Origin of the sequence: Pararhizobium sp. LjRoot238 (assembly GCF_964252955.1) — a bacterium.
Taxonomy (GTDB): Bacteria; Pseudomonadota; Alphaproteobacteria; order Rhizobiales; family Rhizobiaceae; genus Pararhizobium.
In genome coordinates, this window is sequence record NZ_CAXUPP020000002.1 from 161,439 (window position 1) to 179,333 (window position 17,895).

The 17,895-nt window shown below is 59.7% G+C and carries 19 protein-coding genes and 3 pseudogenes; 11 read left to right on the top strand and 11 right to left on the bottom strand.

The window, feature by feature from the left end; all coding sequences use genetic code 11:
* Nucleotides 1-100: 100 nt before the first annotated feature.
* Nucleotides 101-1,006, bottom strand: a complete 906-nt coding sequence (locus tag ACSQ3F_RS21775) for a LysR family transcriptional regulator (protein WP_436102350.1) — start codon at nucleotides 1,004-1,006, stop codon at nucleotides 101-103.
* 123 nt (nucleotides 1,007-1,129) lie between these two features.
* Between ACSQ3F_RS21775 and ACSQ3F_RS21780 the strand changes: the two genes are divergently transcribed.
* The gene (locus tag ACSQ3F_RS21780; RefSeq protein WP_436102351.1) at nucleotides 1,130-1,711 is read left to right on the top strand and encodes an NADPH-dependent FMN reductase; all 582 of its coding nucleotides are present in this window, start codon (nucleotides 1,130-1,132) and stop codon (nucleotides 1,709-1,711) included.
* Complete coding sequence (locus tag ACSQ3F_RS21785; protein WP_436102352.1) at nucleotides 1,708-2,556, top strand: pirin family protein; 849 nt, start codon at nucleotides 1,708-1,710, stop codon at nucleotides 2,554-2,556. Before ACSQ3F_RS21780 ends, ACSQ3F_RS21785 begins: the two co-directional genes overlap by 4 nt.
* Nucleotides 2,557-2,632: 76 nt before the next feature.
* Here the strand turns inward: ACSQ3F_RS21785 and ACSQ3F_RS21790 are convergent, their stop codons facing one another.
* On the bottom strand, nucleotides 2,633-3,253 hold the full coding sequence (locus ACSQ3F_RS21790; protein ID WP_436102820.1) for an IS630 family transposase: 621 nt from the start codon (nucleotides 3,251-3,253) through the stop codon (nucleotides 2,633-2,635).
* On the bottom strand, nucleotides 3,250-3,690 hold the full coding sequence (locus tag ACSQ3F_RS21795) for a helix-turn-helix domain-containing protein (RefSeq protein WP_436100471.1): 441 nt from the start codon (nucleotides 3,688-3,690) through the stop codon (nucleotides 3,250-3,252). The genes ACSQ3F_RS21790 and ACSQ3F_RS21795 overlap by 4 nt, the downstream gene beginning before the upstream one ends.
* A gap of 38 nt (nucleotides 3,691-3,728) precedes the next feature.
* Here ACSQ3F_RS21795 and ACSQ3F_RS21800 point away from each other — a divergent pair, with 38 nt between their 5' ends.
* Complete coding sequence (locus ACSQ3F_RS21800; protein ID WP_436102353.1) at nucleotides 3,729-3,992, top strand: NmrA family NAD(P)-binding protein; 264 nt, start codon at nucleotides 3,729-3,731, stop codon at nucleotides 3,990-3,992.
* A 212-nt stretch (nucleotides 3,993-4,204) separates the two neighbouring features.
* On the opposite strand, the gene ACSQ3F_RS21805 is transcribed toward ACSQ3F_RS21800, so the two are convergent.
* A complete protein-coding gene (locus ACSQ3F_RS21805; protein ID WP_436102354.1) occupies nucleotides 4,205-4,762 on the bottom strand; it encodes an NADPH-dependent FMN reductase in 558 nt (185 codons plus the stop codon).
* 93 nt (nucleotides 4,763-4,855) lie between these two features.
* Nucleotides 4,856-5,464 (bottom strand): recombinase family protein, encoded by a 609-nt coding sequence (locus ACSQ3F_RS21810; protein WP_025428810.1) that lies wholly within the window; start codon nucleotides 5,462-5,464, stop codon nucleotides 4,856-4,858.
* 95 nt (nucleotides 5,465-5,559) lie between these two features.
* Between ACSQ3F_RS21810 and ACSQ3F_RS21815 the strand changes: the two are divergent.
* A pseudogene (locus ACSQ3F_RS21815) lies at nucleotides 5,560-8,456 on the top strand (Tn3 family transposase).
* Nucleotides 8,457-9,061: 605 nt separating this feature from the next.
* Here ACSQ3F_RS21815 and ACSQ3F_RS21820 read toward each other — a convergent pair.
* A pseudogene (locus tag ACSQ3F_RS21820) lies at nucleotides 9,062-9,295 on the bottom strand (UPF0149 family protein); the annotation flags it as partial.
* Nucleotides 9,296-9,773: 478 nt separating this feature from the next.
* On the opposite strand from ACSQ3F_RS21820, the gene ACSQ3F_RS21825 reads away from it, so the two are divergent.
* From ACSQ3F_RS21825 to ACSQ3F_RS21835, 3 genes are all read left to right on the top strand, one after another.
* Nucleotides 9,774-11,540: an adenylate/guanylate cyclase domain-containing protein gene (locus ACSQ3F_RS21825; protein ID WP_436102355.1), complete on the top strand. Its 1,767-nt coding sequence runs from the start codon at nucleotides 9,774-9,776 to the stop codon at nucleotides 11,538-11,540.
* Between the two features lie 754 nt (nucleotides 11,541-12,294).
* Nucleotides 12,295-12,927 carry a tyrosine-type recombinase/integrase gene (locus ACSQ3F_RS21830; protein ID WP_436102356.1) on the top strand — a complete coding sequence of 211 codons (633 nt, stop codon included), beginning with the start codon at nucleotides 12,295-12,297 and terminating at the stop codon, nucleotides 12,925-12,927.
* Nucleotides 12,928-13,275: 348 nt separating this feature from the next.
* Nucleotides 13,276-13,635 carry a hypothetical protein gene (locus tag ACSQ3F_RS21835; protein WP_436102357.1) on the top strand — a complete coding sequence of 120 codons (360 nt, stop codon included), beginning with the start codon at nucleotides 13,276-13,278 and terminating at the stop codon, nucleotides 13,633-13,635.
* Between the two features lie 38 nt (nucleotides 13,636-13,673).
* Here ACSQ3F_RS21835 and ACSQ3F_RS21840 read toward each other — a convergent pair.
* Nucleotides 13,674-13,811: pseudogene (locus tag ACSQ3F_RS21840) on the bottom strand (integrase core domain-containing protein); the annotation flags it as partial.
* 46 nt (nucleotides 13,812-13,857) lie between these two features.
* On the opposite strand from ACSQ3F_RS21840, the gene ACSQ3F_RS21845 reads away from it, so the two are divergent.
* Nucleotides 13,858-14,028, top strand: a complete 171-nt coding sequence (locus ACSQ3F_RS21845) for a hypothetical protein (protein WP_436102847.1) — start codon at nucleotides 13,858-13,860, stop codon at nucleotides 14,026-14,028.
* Nucleotides 14,029-14,148: 120 nt separating this feature from the next.
* On the opposite strand, the gene ACSQ3F_RS21850 is transcribed toward ACSQ3F_RS21845, so the two are convergent.
* The 4 genes from ACSQ3F_RS21850 to ACSQ3F_RS21865 form a co-directional block, all read right to left on the bottom strand.
* Entirely contained in the window at nucleotides 14,149-14,769 is a 621-nt protein-coding gene (locus ACSQ3F_RS21850) for a YdeI/OmpD-associated family protein (RefSeq protein WP_436102821.1), read from the bottom strand.
* 62 nt (nucleotides 14,770-14,831) lie between these two features.
* Complete coding sequence (locus ACSQ3F_RS21855; RefSeq protein ID WP_436102358.1) at nucleotides 14,832-15,044, bottom strand: hypothetical protein; 213 nt, start codon at nucleotides 15,042-15,044, stop codon at nucleotides 14,832-14,834.
* A 44-nt stretch (nucleotides 15,045-15,088) separates the two neighbouring features.
* Nucleotides 15,089-15,520, bottom strand: coding sequence for an SRPBCC family protein (locus ACSQ3F_RS21860; protein ID WP_436102359.1), 432 nt, complete (start codon nucleotides 15,518-15,520; stop codon nucleotides 15,089-15,091).
* Nucleotides 15,517-15,852: an ArsR/SmtB family transcription factor gene (locus tag ACSQ3F_RS21865; protein WP_436102360.1), complete on the bottom strand. Its 336-nt coding sequence runs from the start codon at nucleotides 15,850-15,852 to the stop codon at nucleotides 15,517-15,519. Before ACSQ3F_RS21865 ends, ACSQ3F_RS21860 begins: the two co-directional genes overlap by 4 nt.
* 338 nt (nucleotides 15,853-16,190) lie before the next feature.
* On the opposite strand from ACSQ3F_RS21865, the gene ACSQ3F_RS21870 reads away from it, so the two are divergent.
* The 3 genes from ACSQ3F_RS21870 (at nucleotide 16,191) to ACSQ3F_RS21880 (ending at nucleotide 17,730) form a co-directional block, all read left to right on the top strand.
* Nucleotides 16,191-16,547, top strand: a complete 357-nt coding sequence (locus ACSQ3F_RS21870) for an ArsR/SmtB family transcription factor (protein ID WP_436102361.1) — start codon at nucleotides 16,191-16,193, stop codon at nucleotides 16,545-16,547.
* Entirely contained in the window at nucleotides 16,531-17,034 is a 504-nt protein-coding gene (locus tag ACSQ3F_RS21875) for an SRPBCC family protein (RefSeq protein WP_113002237.1), read from the top strand. The genes ACSQ3F_RS21870 and ACSQ3F_RS21875 overlap by 17 nt, the downstream gene beginning before the upstream one ends.
* A gap of 186 nt (nucleotides 17,035-17,220) precedes the next feature.
* The gene (locus tag ACSQ3F_RS21880; protein ID WP_436102362.1) at nucleotides 17,221-17,730 is read left to right on the top strand and encodes a nucleoside kinase; all 510 of its coding nucleotides are present in this window, start codon (nucleotides 17,221-17,223) and stop codon (nucleotides 17,728-17,730) included.
* Nucleotides 17,731-17,895 lie beyond the last annotated feature (165 nt).

The following is a 17,895-nucleotide window of genomic DNA, read 5'->3' on the forward strand; positions in this document are numbered from 1 at the left end:
TCGTGCCTTTCGACATCTACACGCCGGAACCGCCGCCACACAGCCTGAGTCGGGCGGCAACGCTCGGGAATCTGGTGTGCGAGATCGGGGGTGGCCGAGCCTATCCGCCGGGCGGCGGGTCCGTCAGGGTCGCCATTCTCTCGATTAGCCAGCGTCCCGCCGGTCCTGGCGGCGTGTCAACCTTGTGGACCGCCTGCAGGTTATATTCGCCGCCCCGCCAATTGCGCAGGTTGAGCTTCACCAACCGTCCGGTCTTGAGGTCTGCGCGGACCGCTGGCTCCGGCATGCCTCCCCACCCCAGCCCGGCGAGCAGCAGCGCGTGCTTCACCCCCAGGTCGCCGATCCGCCAGTTGTTGAGACTGACGACGCCATAGTCGCGGCCGTCGGCGGCCGAGCGCTCCGACAGGATGAGTTGAATATAGTCGCTCGGCTCGCGCGGGCCGCCGCCCGCCCTCGCCAAAGGATGGCCGGGCGCGGCGACCGGGATCATGCGGACCGCTTCAAGGTCGACTCGGCGAAAGCCAGCCATGTTCATGTGCAGTTGGTTGCCGACGCCGATTCCGGCATGATCTTGGCGAACGGCACGCTCGACCCCACCCAAGGACTCGACGAGCAGCCGCACCGGCACCGTCGGGAAGCGGTCGTTGAACTGGCGCAGCAGCGCGGTCAGGCGGTCAACCGGAAAAATTGAATCGACCACCAGCGACACTTCGGGCTCGAGGTTGTCGAGAAAGCCGCGCACCCGCGCCCGCAATGTTTCGACGCTCAAGGCGACAGCCTTGGCTTCGGAAACGATCGCTTCGCCTTCGCGCGTCAGCCTTGGCTTGCGGGTGGTCCCGCGATCGAACAGCGACAGACCGAGCTGCTGCTCCAGCGTGTCAATCGCATAGCTGATCGCCGATGTGGCCCGACCAAGGCGCCTCGCCGCCGCGGTGAAGCTGCCTTCCTGCTCCACGGCGAGCAGCACCATGAGCTGGTCGATGCTGGGTGTTCCTGGGCCTATCATATCAGTTTTCCTGAAAAGAACCGTCAATATTATACGGGTTTTTCTAGAAAAGGCGAAGGCCTATCTTCAAGCCGGTCAACCCTCACCAGGGCCGGGTCCTGAACCAGCTTAAGGAGCTTAGCCATGCTTAGAGTCGGAATCGTTGTCGGCAGCACGCGGCCGGGCCGCAAGGCCGACACGGTCGCACGCTGGGTCCGTGAAATCGCGGCCAGGCGCGGCGACGCGGAGTATGAAATCGTCGACATCCTCGACTTCCACTTGCCGCTGCTCGACGAGGCGTTCCCGCCGTCGATGGGCCAATATTCGCAGCCGCACACCAAGGCCTGGGCCGAAAAGATCGCAGCCTTCGACGCCTTCGTGTTCGTCACACCCGAGTATAACCATTCGATGTCTGGCGCGCTCAAGAACGCGATCGATTTCCTGTTCCGCGAATGGAACGACAAGGCCGCCGGCTTCGTCAGCTATGGTTCGGTCGGCGGCGCCCGTGCGGTCGAGCAGCTCCGACTGGTGATGGGCGAGATCAAGGTCGCCGACGTCCGCGCCCAATGCGCGCTGTCGCTGTTCACCGACTTCGAGAATTTCACGACGTTCAAGCCGCAGCCGTCGCAGGAAGCGGCGGTCGAAGCGATGCTCAATGACCTCATCCCGTGGGGCCGTGCACTGCAGTCGATGCGGCTCGAAGCGAGCGAAAGAGGAATGCTATGACCACGATCACCAAACCCACGGCGGCCGAGCAGCGCACACGCCCAATCGTGCATCGCACGTTTGGCGACCGACACGGCCCGATTACCCGGCTGATGAGCCCGTCCGGCCTCGGTCGTAGGCTGAAGCCTTTCGTCTTCCTCGACCTGTTCGACGCCGGCGGATCGGATCTGTCGGGCTTCGGCTGGCACCCGCATTCGGGCATCGCCACGCTGACCTACCTTTGGCAGGGCAGCACGCGCTACGAAGACACGACGGGCGCCGCCGGCCTGCTCCCCGCCGCCGGCGTCGAATGGTTCAAGGCCGCGGGCGGCGCCTGGCACGGCGGCGGGGCCGGCAATTCCGGCCGCTCGCGCGGCTTCCAGCTGTGGCTGGCCCTGCCGCCGAGCGAGGAGCTCGGACCATCCGAAAGCATCTATCTGGGCCCCGAGGAGGTTCCGTCGACTGGCCCAGTCTCGGTCCTGCTGGGCAGGTACGGCGGCGTCGACAGCCCGCTCAAGGCGCCGTCGCCGATCGATTATCTCGCCGTCCGCCTCAAGGCCAACGAAACCTGGCGCTACGATCCGCCCGCTGGCCACGACGTCGCCTGGATCGCTTTGGCATCCGGCAGCCTTGCGGTTCCCGATCCAGTCCAAGCCGGCGAAATCGTCGCGTTCGACAAATCCGCCACCGCCATCGACATCCGCGCCGAGGTGGACAGTGAGTTCGTCCTGGGCTCGGCCGCCAGCCATCCGCACGACCTCGTGCTCGGATATTACTCGGTCCACACCAGCGCGGTAGCACTCGACACCGCCGAGCGCCACATCGCCGACATCCAGCTACGCCTGCGGCAGGAAGGCGTGTTGTAGCGCCGGCCACATGAAGGAAACCAGCATGTTCAATCACGACAAGAAGCTCATCGCCGTCATCGGCGCCACTGGCCAGCTAAGCAGAGATTCCTGGATTGGCCAACGGACGGATGTTCCGCTCGATGTTTAGGGCGGCGACGGCGGCGTGGATGGCGCGATCGAGGGTCTGCGTGCCGCCGAAGGTCTGGTGGGCGAGATGATGGGCCTTGAGATCATGCCAGACGACCTCGATGTCGTTGAGCTCTGGTGCGTATTTCGGCAGCCACTCGACGGTGAGCCAATGCTTGCGGGCCTCGATCGCGGCCAGAGAGAGCTTGCTGAGGTGGATCGGCCCGTTGTCCTCGACCAGTACGACCGGCGTCGTCGCTCGTCCCGGTTTGGGGGCGTACAGGCGATCAAGCTGCTCGAGGTGAGCGAGGAAGTCGCTGCTGCGCTTGGTCGGGCTCGTATGCACAATGAGCTGGCGGGTGAGGTGGTCGAGCGAGCCGATCATCGCAACTTTCTGGGCTTGGCCTGGCGCCGGCACCCGCAGATCGGCACCACGCTTGGCCCATGCCCGCGCCAGATAGGGATGCGTCAGGGCCTCGCTCTCGTCGCCATAAAGCAGGACGATGTCGCCAGCCTCGGCTTGAGCCTTGCGCAACTGGAGGCGCAATCCCACGCGCTCGATCTGCTCGGCGATCTGGCGGCCTTTCAGCGTGTGTCGAGGTCGCCGCCAGCGGAAGTTTTTTTTCGCAGCGCCTTGGACAGTTGCGACCGGCCGATCTTGATGCCCTCGCGCGCCTCGATCTCAACCATGAGGCGCGCGATTGTCCAGTTGGGCCGGTCGGCAACGGGAGCATCGAGCAGAGGAGTGACGACGCGAAGCGCCGCCTCGGTCTTGACCGGTGCCGGACCCGGCGCGACGGTCGCCTGCAACGCCTCGACGCCGCCGCGGGCGAAATCACTGCGCCAGAGGCGAACCGTATCCTCGCGCACGCCGAAGGCTTCCGCAATGCGCGGGCTGGTCCAGCCTGATAGCGTCAACAACAGCGCCCGTGCCCGATCCGCCTCGCCGCGGTCGCGTGAACGGGCCAACATGCGCAGTGCCTCACGCTGCTCCGCACCGGCCATCACCGGAGATTTACCTGCCATGCCATACCCCACAAATCACCGCCAAGATGGAATCACACTTGCTATCCGTTGGTCAAGCTGATGGAATCTGCTTAGGTGGCGCAGTCGTTCGCGCCCTGCAGGCTCGCAGCGATTTCCGGGTCCGCGCGCTCACGCGCAATCCCGGTAAGCATCCGGATCTCGCGGAGGAAGTCGTCGAAGCCGACCTCGACTGCTCGGCCTCACTCCAGGCAGCATTCAAAGGGGCCCATGGCGTCTTCCTGGTGACCAATTTCTGGGAGGAAGGAACCGATGAGCTCAAGCACGGACGTAAAGGAGTATAAGCTCGAGCAGCAAGCGGACGTCCCGAGCCCGGTCTTTGCCTCTATTGCTCGGGACAAGAAATACCCTAGATGTGTCGTACGCATCGCAACACCATGGAGGGGTCGGTTCCGGGAGGGGGCGAAATGACACTCTAAGCGCTTTTGGTACCTGTTATGCGGTGTGATTTTCGCCGGTTATACACAACAACCGCCGTCGGATACGCTCGCTGACATCACAGTTGGAAGTTCGGACTATCGACACCTCGATTTTGACAGAAGGAAGCGAAGTCTACGAGAAATCTTTCGGCCATTTCTCGATTGGAAGGGTCCTCGAGAATCTCAAGGATCTGTTCCGGCGTGTCCTTCATCACCGGAAGTCGAAAGAACAGGCTTTCATTGAAATTGGAACTTACCGTCGAAAGCACCGTTCGCAGGATGTTTAGCATGTCGTCTCCGCGGTGCGAGGCATGGACAAGAGCAATGGATTTCCCAATCACCTGATCACCAGAAACGAGCCAATCGATCGCATTTTTCAAGCCGCCGGGGATACTGCGAACGTATTCGGGGCTGGAAATGACTAACCCGTCACTCTCCGAAATCGCCTGTTTAAAAAGCCGTACGTTATCGGGCTCGTCAGAACCTTCGAGGTCGGGCGAAAAGACAGGCAAATCCCCTATGCCATCAAACACGTCGATGACGATACCTGTCGGAGCTATGACTTGCATCGCCTTCAACAATGCAGTGTTGGTGGACAGTCGGCGTGCGCTGCCTGAAATTGCGAGTATCTTCATCGATTCACCTATCGCGATGCACAATCGCCTGTATGTCACCCGTTAGGTCCTTGCTGAGGAACCAACTGAAAGGTGGTAGTGGGCCGGACTTTGTCATTTGTTTTCCACACGGTTTCGCTTCGCTATATCGGCAACCGTATTCTTGCTGATGGCGAGGTCGCGAGCGATCCAGCGGTAGCTGCGACCTTCCTCGACCAATTCCATGACCTGAGGCGCAAGCCTATCCGATTTGGGACGCACACCGAGCTGGCGGCCAAGCTTCTTGCCGCGTGCCTTGGCGGCAGCAAGGCCCGATTTGACCCGCTCGCTGATCAGGTCACGTTCGAATTCCGCAATGCCGGAGAGAAAGGTCGCCAACATCCGACCATGCGGAGATGACAGGTCGAAAGCCATGCCATTCATGGCGATCACCGAAACCTTCCAGCTTTCCAGCTCTCGCAGCGTGTTGAGGAGGTCGACGGTCGAACGGCCCCAGCGAGACAGCTCGGTCACGAGGACTGCATCAATCTGCCGGGCTTGGGCAAGCGCCATGATCTTGCGGCGTTCGGCCCGATCGAGCTTTGCGCCGGAGCCCGTCTCCTTGAAAACCTTGACGACGTTATAGCCGGCGCGAGTGGCAAATGCCGTCAGGTCGCGCTCCTGCCTTTCGCAAGATTGGTCGGCGGTCGAAACGCGGCAGTAGATGGCGGCTCGTTGTCCCAATTGAACCTTCACGGATTTAGGCCCCACAAGGCCTTGATTTGTATGGGGTGATTGTTGTCCAAAACAGACTTTACTTCAATAGGGACAACGCCCGCATGCCGAGACGACATATTCTCACCGAGCGACAGCGCTCAGCACTGTTCGATCTACCGGCCGATGAATTGTCACTGCTTCGGCACTACACGCTGGGCGACGACGATCTCGCACACATCCAGGAACGCCGCAGGCCGGAAAATAGGCTGGGGTTCGCCCTGCAGCTTTGCGCGTTGCGATATCCAGGGCGCGTGCTGGCTCCAGGCGAAGTGATCCCGCATGAGGTTTTGTCGTTCATCGGGGCTCAACTCGGCGTCTCGGCCGATGCGCTTCTCACCTATGCCGCCCGGCGGCAGACCCGCCAGGAGCATATGGAGGCGTTGCGTGAGATCTACGGCTACAAGACCTTCGCGGGTCGGGGTGCCCGTGATCTGCGGGACTGGCTTTTCGAACAGGCTGAAGAGGCCCGTTCGAACGAGGATCTTGCGCAGCGCCTGGTCGCGCGTTGTCGTGAAACTCTGACGATCTTACCAGCGATATCGACCATCGAGCGACTGTGTGCGGACGCGCTGGTCGCCGCCGAACGTCGGATCGAGACGCGGATCGCGGAAAGACTTGATACCGGCGCACGCAAACGGCTTGATGGGCTGCTGACGGAACTGCTCGATGCCAATATCAGCCGGTTTATCTGGCTTCGCCAGTTCGAGGTCGGCAACAATTCCGCAGCGGCGAACCGGCTGCTCGATCGGCTGGAGTTCCTGCGCGGCCTGGATATTGATCCGCAGGTCCTCACTAGCGTTCCGCCGCACCGTGTCGCACGCCTGCGTCGGCAGGGGGAGCGCTACTTCACCGATGGTCTGCGCGACATCAGCTCCGATCGGCATTGGGCGATCCTTGCCGTCTGCGCCGTGGAATGGGAGGCGGCGGTCGCCGATACCGTGGTCGAGACCCATGACAGGATCGTGGGAAAGACCTGGCGCGAGGCGAAACAGCTGCATGATGAACAGATTGCTGATTCCAAGGCAGCGGTCACAGACACGCTGCGCGCCTTCACTTCCTTAGGGGCTTCTTTGCTTGAAGCCCGCAATAATGGTGTGCCGCTGGAAATGGCCGTCGCCAAATCGGCGGAATGGGATCGACTCGAACAACTGGTCGCGACCGGCGCACAGCTCAGCAATACGCTGGCCGGCGAGCCATTGGCTCATGTCGGACAAGGATATCATCGCTTCCGCCGATACGCGCCCCGCATGTTGCGATGCCTGAAACTCAAGGCAGCATCGGTAGCCCAGCCCTGATTGCGGCGGCAAAAGCCATCGGCGAAATGCAAGCATCACCATCGGCAACCGACAGCTTTTTGCGGCCGAATTCGAAATGGCACCGCCATCTGCGAGCACAAGACCAGGGCGATAACCGTCTCCGGGAGGTGGCGGTCCTGTTTCACCTGCGCGATGCTTTCCGATCCGGTGATATCTGGCTCGACCATTCGCGCCGTTATGGCGATCTCAAGCAGGTCCTGGTGCCAATGACCACAGCACAGACGAACACCAGGCTGGCTGTTCCCCTTGATCCGCAGCTTTGGCTGACAGATCGCAAGGCTCGGCTCGCCGATGGTCTGAAGCGGCTGGCCCGCGCAGCGCGCGACGGAACCATCCCTCACGGCAGCATCGAGGAGGGAACGTTGCGGATTGACCGGCTGACGGCTGACGTTCCGGACAGTGCCGAGGAGCTGATCCTCGATCTCTATCGCCGGATGCCACCCGTGCGGGTCACCGACATCTTGCTTGAAGTCGATGCTGCGCTCGGATTCTCCGAGGCTTTCACCCATCTGCGAACCGGGGTTCCGTGCGGCGACCAGATCGGTCTGCTCAACGTCCTGCTCGCGGAAGGGCTGAATCTGGGGCTGCGTAAGATGGCGGAAGCCACGAACACGCATGATTACTCGCAGCTCTCGCGCTTGGCTCGCTGGCACGTCGAGAGCGAGGCAATGGACCAGGCGCTGGCGATGGTGGTCGCTGCCCAGCGAAAACTGCCGATGTCCCGCTTCTGGGGCATGGGCACGACCGCATCGAGCGATGGCCAGTTCTTCCCTTCAGCCCGGCAGGGAGAGGCTATGAACATGGTCAACGCCAAATATGGAAATGAACCCGGCCTCAAGGCTTACACTCACGTCAACGACCAGTTCGCACCGTTCGCCTCACAGACTATTCCCGCGACAGTCAGTGAGGCCCCTTACATTCTTGACGGCCTGCTGATGAACGAGGCCGGTCGGCAGGTCGGAGAGCAATATGCCGATACAGCCGGGTTCACCGATCACCTGTTCGGGACCAGTGCCATGCTCGGATACCGACTTGTCCTGCGTATCCGCGATTTGCCCTCGAAGCGCCTTTACGTGTTCAATCCCGCAGGCACGCCTAAAGATTTGCGCAAGCTGGTCGGCGGCAAAATCCGCGAAGAATTGATCGTTGCGAACTGGCCCGACCTCTTCCGCTGCGCCGCTACCATGGCCTCCGGCAAGATCAAGCCGAGCCAGTTGCTCCGCAAGCTTGCCTCCCATCCACGCCAGAACGATCTGGCGGTTGCGCTGTGGGAGGTTGGCCGCGTGGAGCGGACACTCTTTATTATAGAGTGGATCCTCGACACGGACATGCAGCGGCGCGCCCAGATCGGCCTCAACAAGGGCGAGGCCCACCACGCTCTCAAGAATGCGCTGCGCATCGGTCGTCAGGGTGAAATCCGTGACCGAACCACCGAGGGGCAGCATTACCGGATCGCCGGACTCAACCTGCTCACCGCAATCATCATCTACTGGAACACCCTCCATCTCGGCCATGCAGTCGCAGAGTGCCGAAATGAAGGACTTGATGTGCCGCCCGAACTTCTGGCGCACATCTCCCCGCTGGGTTGGGCACACATATTATTGACCGGCGAATATCTCTGGCCAAAGGGGGCAACGGCTTAGAGTGTCATTTCGCCCCCAGCCGGAACCGACCCCAGAGTGACGATTGCGACTCTACGCCCGCGGAGCTGATCAGCGGCTTCCTGCCGGAGATAGGCGCAACGTGACAGGCTTCGAGTGTCGGTCAAGGCGGTCTGTGTGCCGCGTCCCCGATCCGACGCGTGCCCCGACGGTTACAGCGTCGGTGAAGTTCATGGGTTATCTCCCTGCCCGATTTGAGGGCCCGCTTGCTGCGGGTTAAAATCAGGGGTAGCGCAGGCTTTTGTCGTACCTTAAAGTCTCCTCATGGCAATGGAGGTTGCCCGAGGAGGATTTCATGAACGATCCAATCATTGGATTTTTGGTCGCAGGTGAACTGTCCGCTCTATTCTGGGCTGCAGTGTTCATGTTGGCAGGCTAAATCCCAGCGATTATCGCTGCATCACTCTACGTTGGCCTCTTCGAATATCTCCGGCCCGAGCAGTATCTCGCCCCGGTATGGCTTGACCTTGGGCAGCATACACCCGTGCCCTGCCCCCAGTGGCGGAGTTTTCGCGTGGCGGTCAAGGGTGAGCGCGACGAATGCACCACGGCTTTCGCTGTTGACGGGATTGAAGTTGGTGGTCGTTTCAGAACTTCTGCTTTGATCGCTTTGGCATGAAGTAGCTACGGATCTTGACAAGCGCTTCGGCGACGGCGGCGGCATCCGTTTGGCTGGCCGGTCTGAGGGCCTCACTGAGTTTGCGGATCGGAGCGATGATATCGCCAGTAATGGCGTGACCGCGAATGACGGGGCGCCACTGCTTCTGCGAGAAGTCCGTACCCATTAGGAAACTGATGCGCCAATCCATGGTGTCGTAGGTTGGAGAGCATAAGGTTTTGTGGGGCGCCGACGAAATTGTGGTGAATGGTCTAAAGTCCGTCCTCTGATTTTTCACAGGGCGGTCGGATTTGAAAACGGCAAAAAACGAAAAGGCCCCACAATTCCTCATGCTCTCCTTTTACGCGCAGGTCAACGGTTCAAATCTCTTCAAGGCGATCATCTCAACATGACAGCTTTCGGCCCCGAAGCGGACATAGAAGGTTCGATCACTGAAAGATGGCTTCGCGCCCTCATGGCAGTCATTCCTGCGGTCCCGTCCATTCAACAAAAGCGGACATCGCCAATGGACAGGCCACAGGCAGCTATGCGCCCGACATTTTGCCTCGAACGACGGGAGTAGATCCTAAGCAGACCATCCGACCAATGGCTCGGAGCTATCTTCCTTTGGCCTAACCGCTCTATGTTGAGACAGCGTGCCTGGTCGGCAGTAGTGTCAGACTGGAGGGAGGGAGCATCACATGAGTGAGACCCGCAAAATAGCAGCGATCCTGGTCTCGGATGTGGTCGGCTACAGCCGGCTAGCCGGCGCGGATGAGGATCGCATCTTGGCACGGCTGCGGGCGCTGCGCAGCGATCTCATCGACCCCACCATCGCCGTTCATCGTGGCCGCGTCGTCAAGCGCACAGGCGACGGGAGCCTTGTCGAGTTCAGCAGCGTTGTGGAAGCAGTGCGCTGCGCGCTGGAAGTGCAGAACGCCATGCTTGAGCGCAATGCCGGGGTGCCGGATGATCGCCGCATCGAGTTCCGGATCGGCATTCACTTGGGCGACGTCGTGCAAGAACGCGATGGCGACCTGATGGGCGATGGCGTCAATATCGCCGCGCGCCTAGAAGGAATCTGCGAACCTGGCAATATCTGTCTTTCCGAGCAAGCCTATTGGCAGGTTAAATCAAGGCTCGATATCGCGATCAACGATCGCGGTGCGGTTCAGCTCAAGAACATCGCCGAGCCGGTCCGGGTTTATTCGCTACAGGTCGGCATTCCCGCGAAGGCCAGACCCGCGGCATCGGCGGAGGCCCTCGTGCCGGACAAGCCTTCGCCGCAGCTCGCGCTGCCCGACATGCCTTCGATTGCCGTGCTGCCCTTTGTCAACATGAGTGGCGACGCCGAACAGGAGTTCTTCACTGACGGGCTGACGGAGGACATCATTACCGATCTGTCGAATGTGCCCGGCTTCTTCGTCATCGCCCGCAACTCCACCTTTGCCTACAAAGGCAAGCCCACCGACGTCCGTCAGATCGCTCGCGATCTGGGCGTCAAATATCTCCTCGAGGGCAGCGCGAGGCGGTCCGTCAAGCGTTTGCGCGTCAATGTGCAGCTGATCAACGCGGCCGAAGGCGGCAATCATGTGTGGGCCGAGCGCTTCGACCGCGAAATTGTCGACATCTTTGAAGTTCAGGACGAGGTCACGCGCCGCGTTGTTGAAGCGATCTCCGGCAAGATTGGTGCGAAGCATATTTCTGCCCGTTCTAGGCCATCAAATCTAGAAGCCTATGACCTTTGTGTTAGGTCACGGGAGAAATGGACCATGTCCAGATCAGACAACAGCGACGCGCGTTCAGCTTTGGAACGCGCCGTTTCGCTTGAACCAAACTATTGTGAAGCGCACAGCAATCTTGCCCTTGTGCTGTTATTTGGCTGGGTTGATTGGGGAGAACCACAGATACCCGATCGCGCAAATGCTCTGATGCACGCGCAACGAGCCATGGAAATCGATCCCGGCGGTTCCAACGTTCGCAGGATCCTGGGCTGCGTTCAGCTTTTTGAGCGCAATTGGGATGAAGCAAAATTCCAATTCGATGCTGCCATACGGATAAATCCCAACAATGCAGATGCGGTAGCATGGATTGGGGAGCTTCAAATCTACTTGGGCAAGCCGCAAGCGGCGCTGACAGCTTGTGAAGAGGCGTTCCGATTAAATCCTCGTCCACCTGGTTGGTACTTCTGGATCGTGGGAATGGCGCAGATTTCCACCGGTCACTACGAAGAAGCTGTTGCGACCTTGAGCCTGGAGGAAACATATGGGACCGGTTCAAGGGTGAACCTGATTGCCGCGCTTGCTCTTGCCGGCCGCTTGCCTGAGGCACAGGAGGAAGCCCGCCTATTTCTTACGGGCAATCCAGGTTGGACGATCGGTGAACTGACAGCGAACTTGCCCTTTAGGAGCATGAGTGCTGCGCAGCCCTTTGTCGATGGCTGGCGTCTGGCGGGCTTGCCAGACTAGGCGGCACGGCAAGGGGGCCGTTTCCAAAGGCAATGGCGTAAGCTAACTACGGCTCCAGCAGTGTCGACAAGCCAATGGCCCTTTCTAGATAGCGCAAACATGCTGGCGCGCTGTTTCGACATCGCATAACTTGTTGCCAGTTTCCTTGGCTGGTCGCATGGGATCGCGCTGCACGATGGGTAAGAACACTTGGACCGCAGAGCAGGATCGGCTGCCTTGATGCCGATGCGGAATTCAATGGGCCTGTCGGACGGCACTTCTGCGTTACGCTCGTGCATCTTGTGCTGGATTTCGACGGCGCAGGCCCCCGCATTTAGCACGCTCGGGAACTCGACCAGTAAGCCGTCGCCGGTCAGCTTGACTATCCTGCCCTGATGCTCAGCGATCTTGGCGTACACCAGTTCGTGGCGATGCGCCATGAAAGTCGACAGGGTCCGCTCTCGTCGAGATCCATGAGCCTGGAGTAGCCGACCACATCGGCCGCGAGATGGCGGCAAGGCTAGGCTGACAGCGTTCTTGGCCATTGGCAATGTGCTGACGAGCAAGGAAATCGTGCGGATTGTATGGGCCCTCAGGCGTGGTGTCTATCGCGCCCCTTGGCTGTTATTGGGTTAGCTTAAGACCTTGGTCGCGCCACGCCGAACGTCCGCTCTCTTTTTTCGGACGCCATAAGCCGACCTTCCGAATTCGGCCCCCTCGATCCCTGCGCTCCTGCGTTCTCCTAACGGCCAATGTTGGCCGAAGGAGAACTGAAATGGGTATTGCACAATACGATCCTACCGCACTGGGCCGTCCGGCGTGGAACGCCGGCCGAACGGTCGGCGTCAAGAAGCCGCTGAAACAACGCCAGATCTGGGCGATCCGCTTCTTCCTCGACCGGGAGGGACGCATGAGAGATCGCGCGTTGTTTGACCTCGCAATCGACAGCAAGCTGCGTGGCTGCGATCTCGTGAAAATCAAAATCGGAAGCCTCGTGACAGGAACGGAAATTCGAACTCGAGCCATGGTCGTCCAGCAAAAGACCGGCCGTCCGGTTCAGTTCGAAATCACGGCGGACGTGAGGGCAAGTTTGCTTGCATGGCTTGAGCGGCGAGGTGGAACAGTTGACGACTACGCCTTTCCCAGTCGAGTCGACCATACCGATCATCTGAGTACTCGCCAGTATGCCCGATTGGTCGATGAGTGGGTGACCGCAATTGGTCTACGACGCGAAGACTACGGCACGCACTCGCTTCGGCGCACCAAAGCCGCAATGATCTACAAGGCGACAGGCAATCTTCGCGCGATCCAAATCCTGTTGGGCCACACCAAGATCGAAAACACGGTCAAGTATCTGGGGGTGGACATTGAGGATGCGCTCGAATTAGCGGAGCATACTGAGATCTGAGCGCGTGCGACCCCGCGCATAGCGGGGTCGCATGTGTAGGGAGAAATGTTTCAATTCTGGCTTTTGCAATCGAACGGCAATGCGCCGGTCATAGAGACGGTCGTCGCGCCTGCACGAAAGTAGACATCGCATCGGTTTGGACGCGATGGCAGCCATGCGCCCTCGTTGACCTTGCCGAATGACGCGCAACGGCGCAAAACTCTCCCATTGCTGATATAGCAACACTGACTCGTGCACCTTGTGAGACTCAGCAGCATACCCGCAGTTTGAGGTCGCGCGGGATTTTAGTAACCGATGCGCGTGCCGTTGTACGAAGGTTGCCTTTCACAACGACAAAGGATCCCCATCATGTCGGCCAAATCTAAAGAAGGCCTCGATCGCCGCGACTTCATGATTGCATCTATTGCCTCAGTAGGTGCGTCGGCTGTCCTCGCCAGCAGCGCTGGCCCTGCGATAGCCCAAGACACAACTGCATCCTCTGGCGACGCGGTATCGGGCGCACCGCAGGGGACGGTCTATACCGGCGATGTGATCGAAGGGAAGAAAGTCGTCAGCTCGCTCGACGTCAACGACCTGGAGCCCGGCCAGAGGCATCTTTTGTATTTTCAGGGGGCGCAGATGCCCACCGGACAGCACTGGCATGTGTCCGTGACGGTCGCCAAGGGGGCCCAGCCGGGCAAGCGCGGTGAGCTGGCTCGGTTTGTCTGAACAGTCCCCGGCGCTTGTTAAGTGGATTTCCGCCTTGGTTACGCTGCAGCCAGCATCGGCGTCAGCGCGTTGAAGTAAGCCTGATCCGGTGTCTGCCGGTCAAGCGAAGAATGCGGGCGTCGTTGGTTGTAAAAGTTTATATAGCAAGCAATCCCGGCCACCGCGGGCGGGCTGGTCGAGCATCTGGTCAAGCTCAACGACAAGGTGGAAGCCGGACAGAAGGTGGCCATCCAGCGCAACAGCTTTGGCGAAGTGGTTGCGGAGTATACGAGCAGCGTGGCTGGCGAGGTGACGGGCCAACGCAGCGACGCGATGTCCGAGCCGGGCAACCCCCTGGTATTCATCCTCTTCAATAAGGCATCGCCGGAGGGCGCTGAGGCCTATCCCGAGTAGTCACTTGCGCGAACCCATTCGTGACGTTCGCGCGTCCTCCCCGGAACGACAGGATTTGGGCTGACAGTGGACGACTGCCTTGCCTGCTTTGCACCCTCGATGCGGTCATGGGAATGTCGATTATCGCTCCATGGCACCTTTTCCGGCGACTATATTCGGTCGAAATTTGGCGATGCGTGACATTCGCGTTTCGGGCTTCTTGGTAGAGCTGAGATTGATCACGTAGCTTTTCTGCCGCCCTGGCGTCAGGCTCCGAAAGGCTTCTGCAAGCTCCGGATCGGAGTCCAGGGCGTCAACCAGCTCATCGGGCAGCTCGATTTCACTCTCATCCTTTGGTGGCTTGATCCCAGCCTCCGCGTAATCCATCGCCTCTCTCAAGTAAGACAGGATAACGGTCTTCATCTTTGCCACCTGAACAGTATCCACGAAACGGATCATGTCGGGATGACGTGTGTTCGGGCCTTGCCTCTGGAGGACGCCGCAAGGGTCTTTCATCAATGCCGCGTTGAAAAAGGTTAAGCGGAAATCATCGCGAAAAGCGCCGAAGATGACGATATTGCGGTCTCGATGCATGTAACATGGATGCCCCCATTTTACCGTCGCGACCAGCCCCGCATCGAGGCAAATCTGGCGCAGTTCATTCAGGCCTTGCCCCCATTGCCGCGTCGAACAGTCCGGTCCGGCAAAACGCTCGCAGCGCCCGCATCCCTTGGTAAAGTAGTCTTCAATTGAAGTGATCATGGTACGGACTGCGAATTCCATCGAATCTCTCATTGCTAAAGGAAGGAAACATCCCGCGTGGACTATGCTTTCGATCCGCGCCACCTGGCGGCGTAGGGGATAGCAAACATGTACAGGCCAGTGAACATCAGCACAAAAAGTGGTGGTAACGGCGCATATACGATCCACGGCGGAGGCTCCCCGAGCCCCATGGCCACAAAGTTGGCGATGACGGCCACCGTGAAGACAATCGAAAGCCATCGGTGAACCTGGCGAAACCACACATTCGAACGCACATGCAACTCCTGTGCTTATCAGTGTTGAGGGGGCGGGAGACCTTTCAATCTGTCCCGGTTAAAACCTGTTCCAGCTTTGCAAGGAACTCAGGCCAGCCTGCCTTGGCGCCACCGTATGCCTGCCTCTGATCCGGCCGGAATCCAGACTGTTCCATGCGCAGGCGGGTGCCTGTCGTCGTGGGCGAGAGCGAAAAAGTTACGACACTGTTCAGATCGAAGGCCGGATCGTCATGTTTGAAGTTCCAGGTATAGGAGAGCGTTCTTTGCGGCTCGACAACGAGCACCTCGCAATCCAGAACGCCACCCCACTCGCCGCGAAGATTAAACCGGTGGCCCACGACAGGACTGAAGTCATTCTTCATCAGCCACTCCGAGATCAGGTGAGGCTGGGTGAGCGCCCGCCAGATCTTTTCCGGCGGATGCGCGATCTCGCGCTCGACAATGACGGTGCGTGTTGCAGTCGATGTTTCGCTCATTGATCCATCCTGTCCAGCAAGTCTTCGAGGTCGGCGAACCGGCCCTGCCAGAAGCTTGTCATCTGGTTTGTCCATTCGATCAACGGAGCAAGGGCATCGAGTTGGGCACTGTAATGGGTTTGGCGACCGTGGTGGCGGTCGCTCACCAAGCCGGCCTGCTTGAGGACGGCCAGATGCTTCGACACGCCTGGCTGGGAAACTCCGGCCCGAGCCGTCAGGGCTGCGACAGTCTGATCACCGTCGCGACACAACCCCTCGAAAATGGCGCGCCGCGTTGGGTCAGCAAGCGTCTTAAAGAGCATGTCGCGATCTGGGATGGCAATATTTGGCATGGCAATCCATAACCCGTGAGCTATTGGTTCAATCAATAGCTCACGGGTTATGAGTTCGTCAAGAGGCTTTGAAGAAGAGATTATTTGGCCGCTATCACCAATGACATCAGTGGCGGCGATTTAGTCCGCTTCGGGGCCGGAAGCGGAAGGTCTGCTTTCGGAGAGCAGGCGCTGAAAGCTGACATTCGTTCACCAGCGGCGAAGGTCCGCTTTTGACCCCGCAGCAGACGATTTTTTGCTGCTGCCGCCGCGGTGCATGACCTCGGATGACCGGTCTACGGCATGGAAAGTTCGGGATGCTTGCGCTTCCTGCGCGAGCAGGTTATATACTGAACTAGATGGTTCAGTATATAAGTCCTCCCCTCGATCTCTCGTTTGCGGCGCTGTCCGATGCGACCCGCCGCGGGATCATCGATCAGCTTGGGCGAGGGGACGCGTCGATCACCAGTCTCGCGGATAAGTTCCAGATGACGCTGACCGGCATGAAGAAGCACGTCCAGGTTCTCGAGCAGGCGGGGCTGGTCGTCACGCAGAAGGTCGGACGGGTGAGAACCTGCAAGCTTGGGAAACGTGGCCTCAAGGCGGAGGCCGAGTGGATCGAGGCGCATCGCAAGCTCTTCGAGGCCCGCTTCGAAGCATTGGACGAAATCATCAGCGAAATGAAACAGGAGGGAAGCGATGACTCAGCAAGTTAACAGTGCAGGTGGTGCGAAGAACCGCACGTCAGTCGAGCGCAGAGGGGATCGCGAACTCGTCGTAACGCGGACATTCAATGCGCCGCCGAGCACGGTTTACAGGGCGTGGAGCCAGCCCGAGCTGTTCCAGCGCTGGTGGGTGCCAAAATCGGTATCCGGCGTTTCGCTCGTGTCGTGCGATATGGACGTCCGTACCGGCGGCAAATATCGGCTGGAATTCGGCTCCGGCGGTTCGGACACCATGGCCTTCTATGGCAAGTATCTCGAGGTGGTGCCGAACGAGCGCATCGTCTGGACCAACGACGAGGGCGAAGAGGGCGCGGTCACGACCGTGACCTTCGAGGACCAAGGCGGGAGGACACTACTGAATTTCCACGAAGTCTATCCGTCCAAGGAGGCGCTTGAGGAAGCACTACAGGGCTCGGCGGCCGCATTGCCGGAGCAGTTGGAGCAGCTCGACGAATTGCTTTCCAGCATAGGCGAGTAGCGCGGGTCGGGAAACTCGCCTCGAGGGAACGTCTGCTCTTGGGGAGGTGACCCCACCGGCCTTTCCGGCCAGAGCGAGGGCGTGTATCCGCCAGACATTCGCCGCTAATTCGAAAAGTACCGAAAGCTACCTTGATCAGGTCAGAGTGTCTTCTCACCAGATTGAAGGCCATGATAAACGGCGGCTATGGGAATCGAGAACTATCTGATCGAAGGCGGTTCCGGCACTGGAAAAACGTCTGTCGCTACAGAACTGGGGCGGCGGGGCTACCATGTCGTCCATGGTGACCGGGTCTTGGCCTATGTCGGCGACCCCGAGACAGGCCAGGCACTCGCAGGACCGCCCAAAGGCGCGGACCGCATCGTTTGGGGATACGCGCACTGGATCTGGCCGGTCGACAAGGTCCGGGCTATTGCTGCCGACACCACCCATCCTGCCACCTTCTTCTGTGGCGGCTCGCGCAATTTCCACAAATTCCTGGACCTATTCGACAAGGTTTTCGTGCTCGACATCGACGTTGAGACGTTGAACCGACGATTAGATGGGCGGCCGAATGAGCCGGGCTTCGAGCCGGCCGAGCGGGCGCTGGTACTCCGCTACCATCATACCCGGGAATATCTTCCCGTCGGCATCAATATCGACACGGCGGGTACCGTCCCAAGTGTCGTCGACGATATCCTCGCTCAACTCTCCTGAAGCCCTGAAAGTATTGTGAATGGGATGGGAAGCACTCGATTATTGCGGGAAAGACGCTGGCCGCCTGAACGGCTCACTTGCGGCATTGTCGCTTTCGTAGCCGACTGGCAGCTTGCAGAACGACAAACCGGGTGCCTTAACGACCGTCTTGAGGGCGCATTGCCG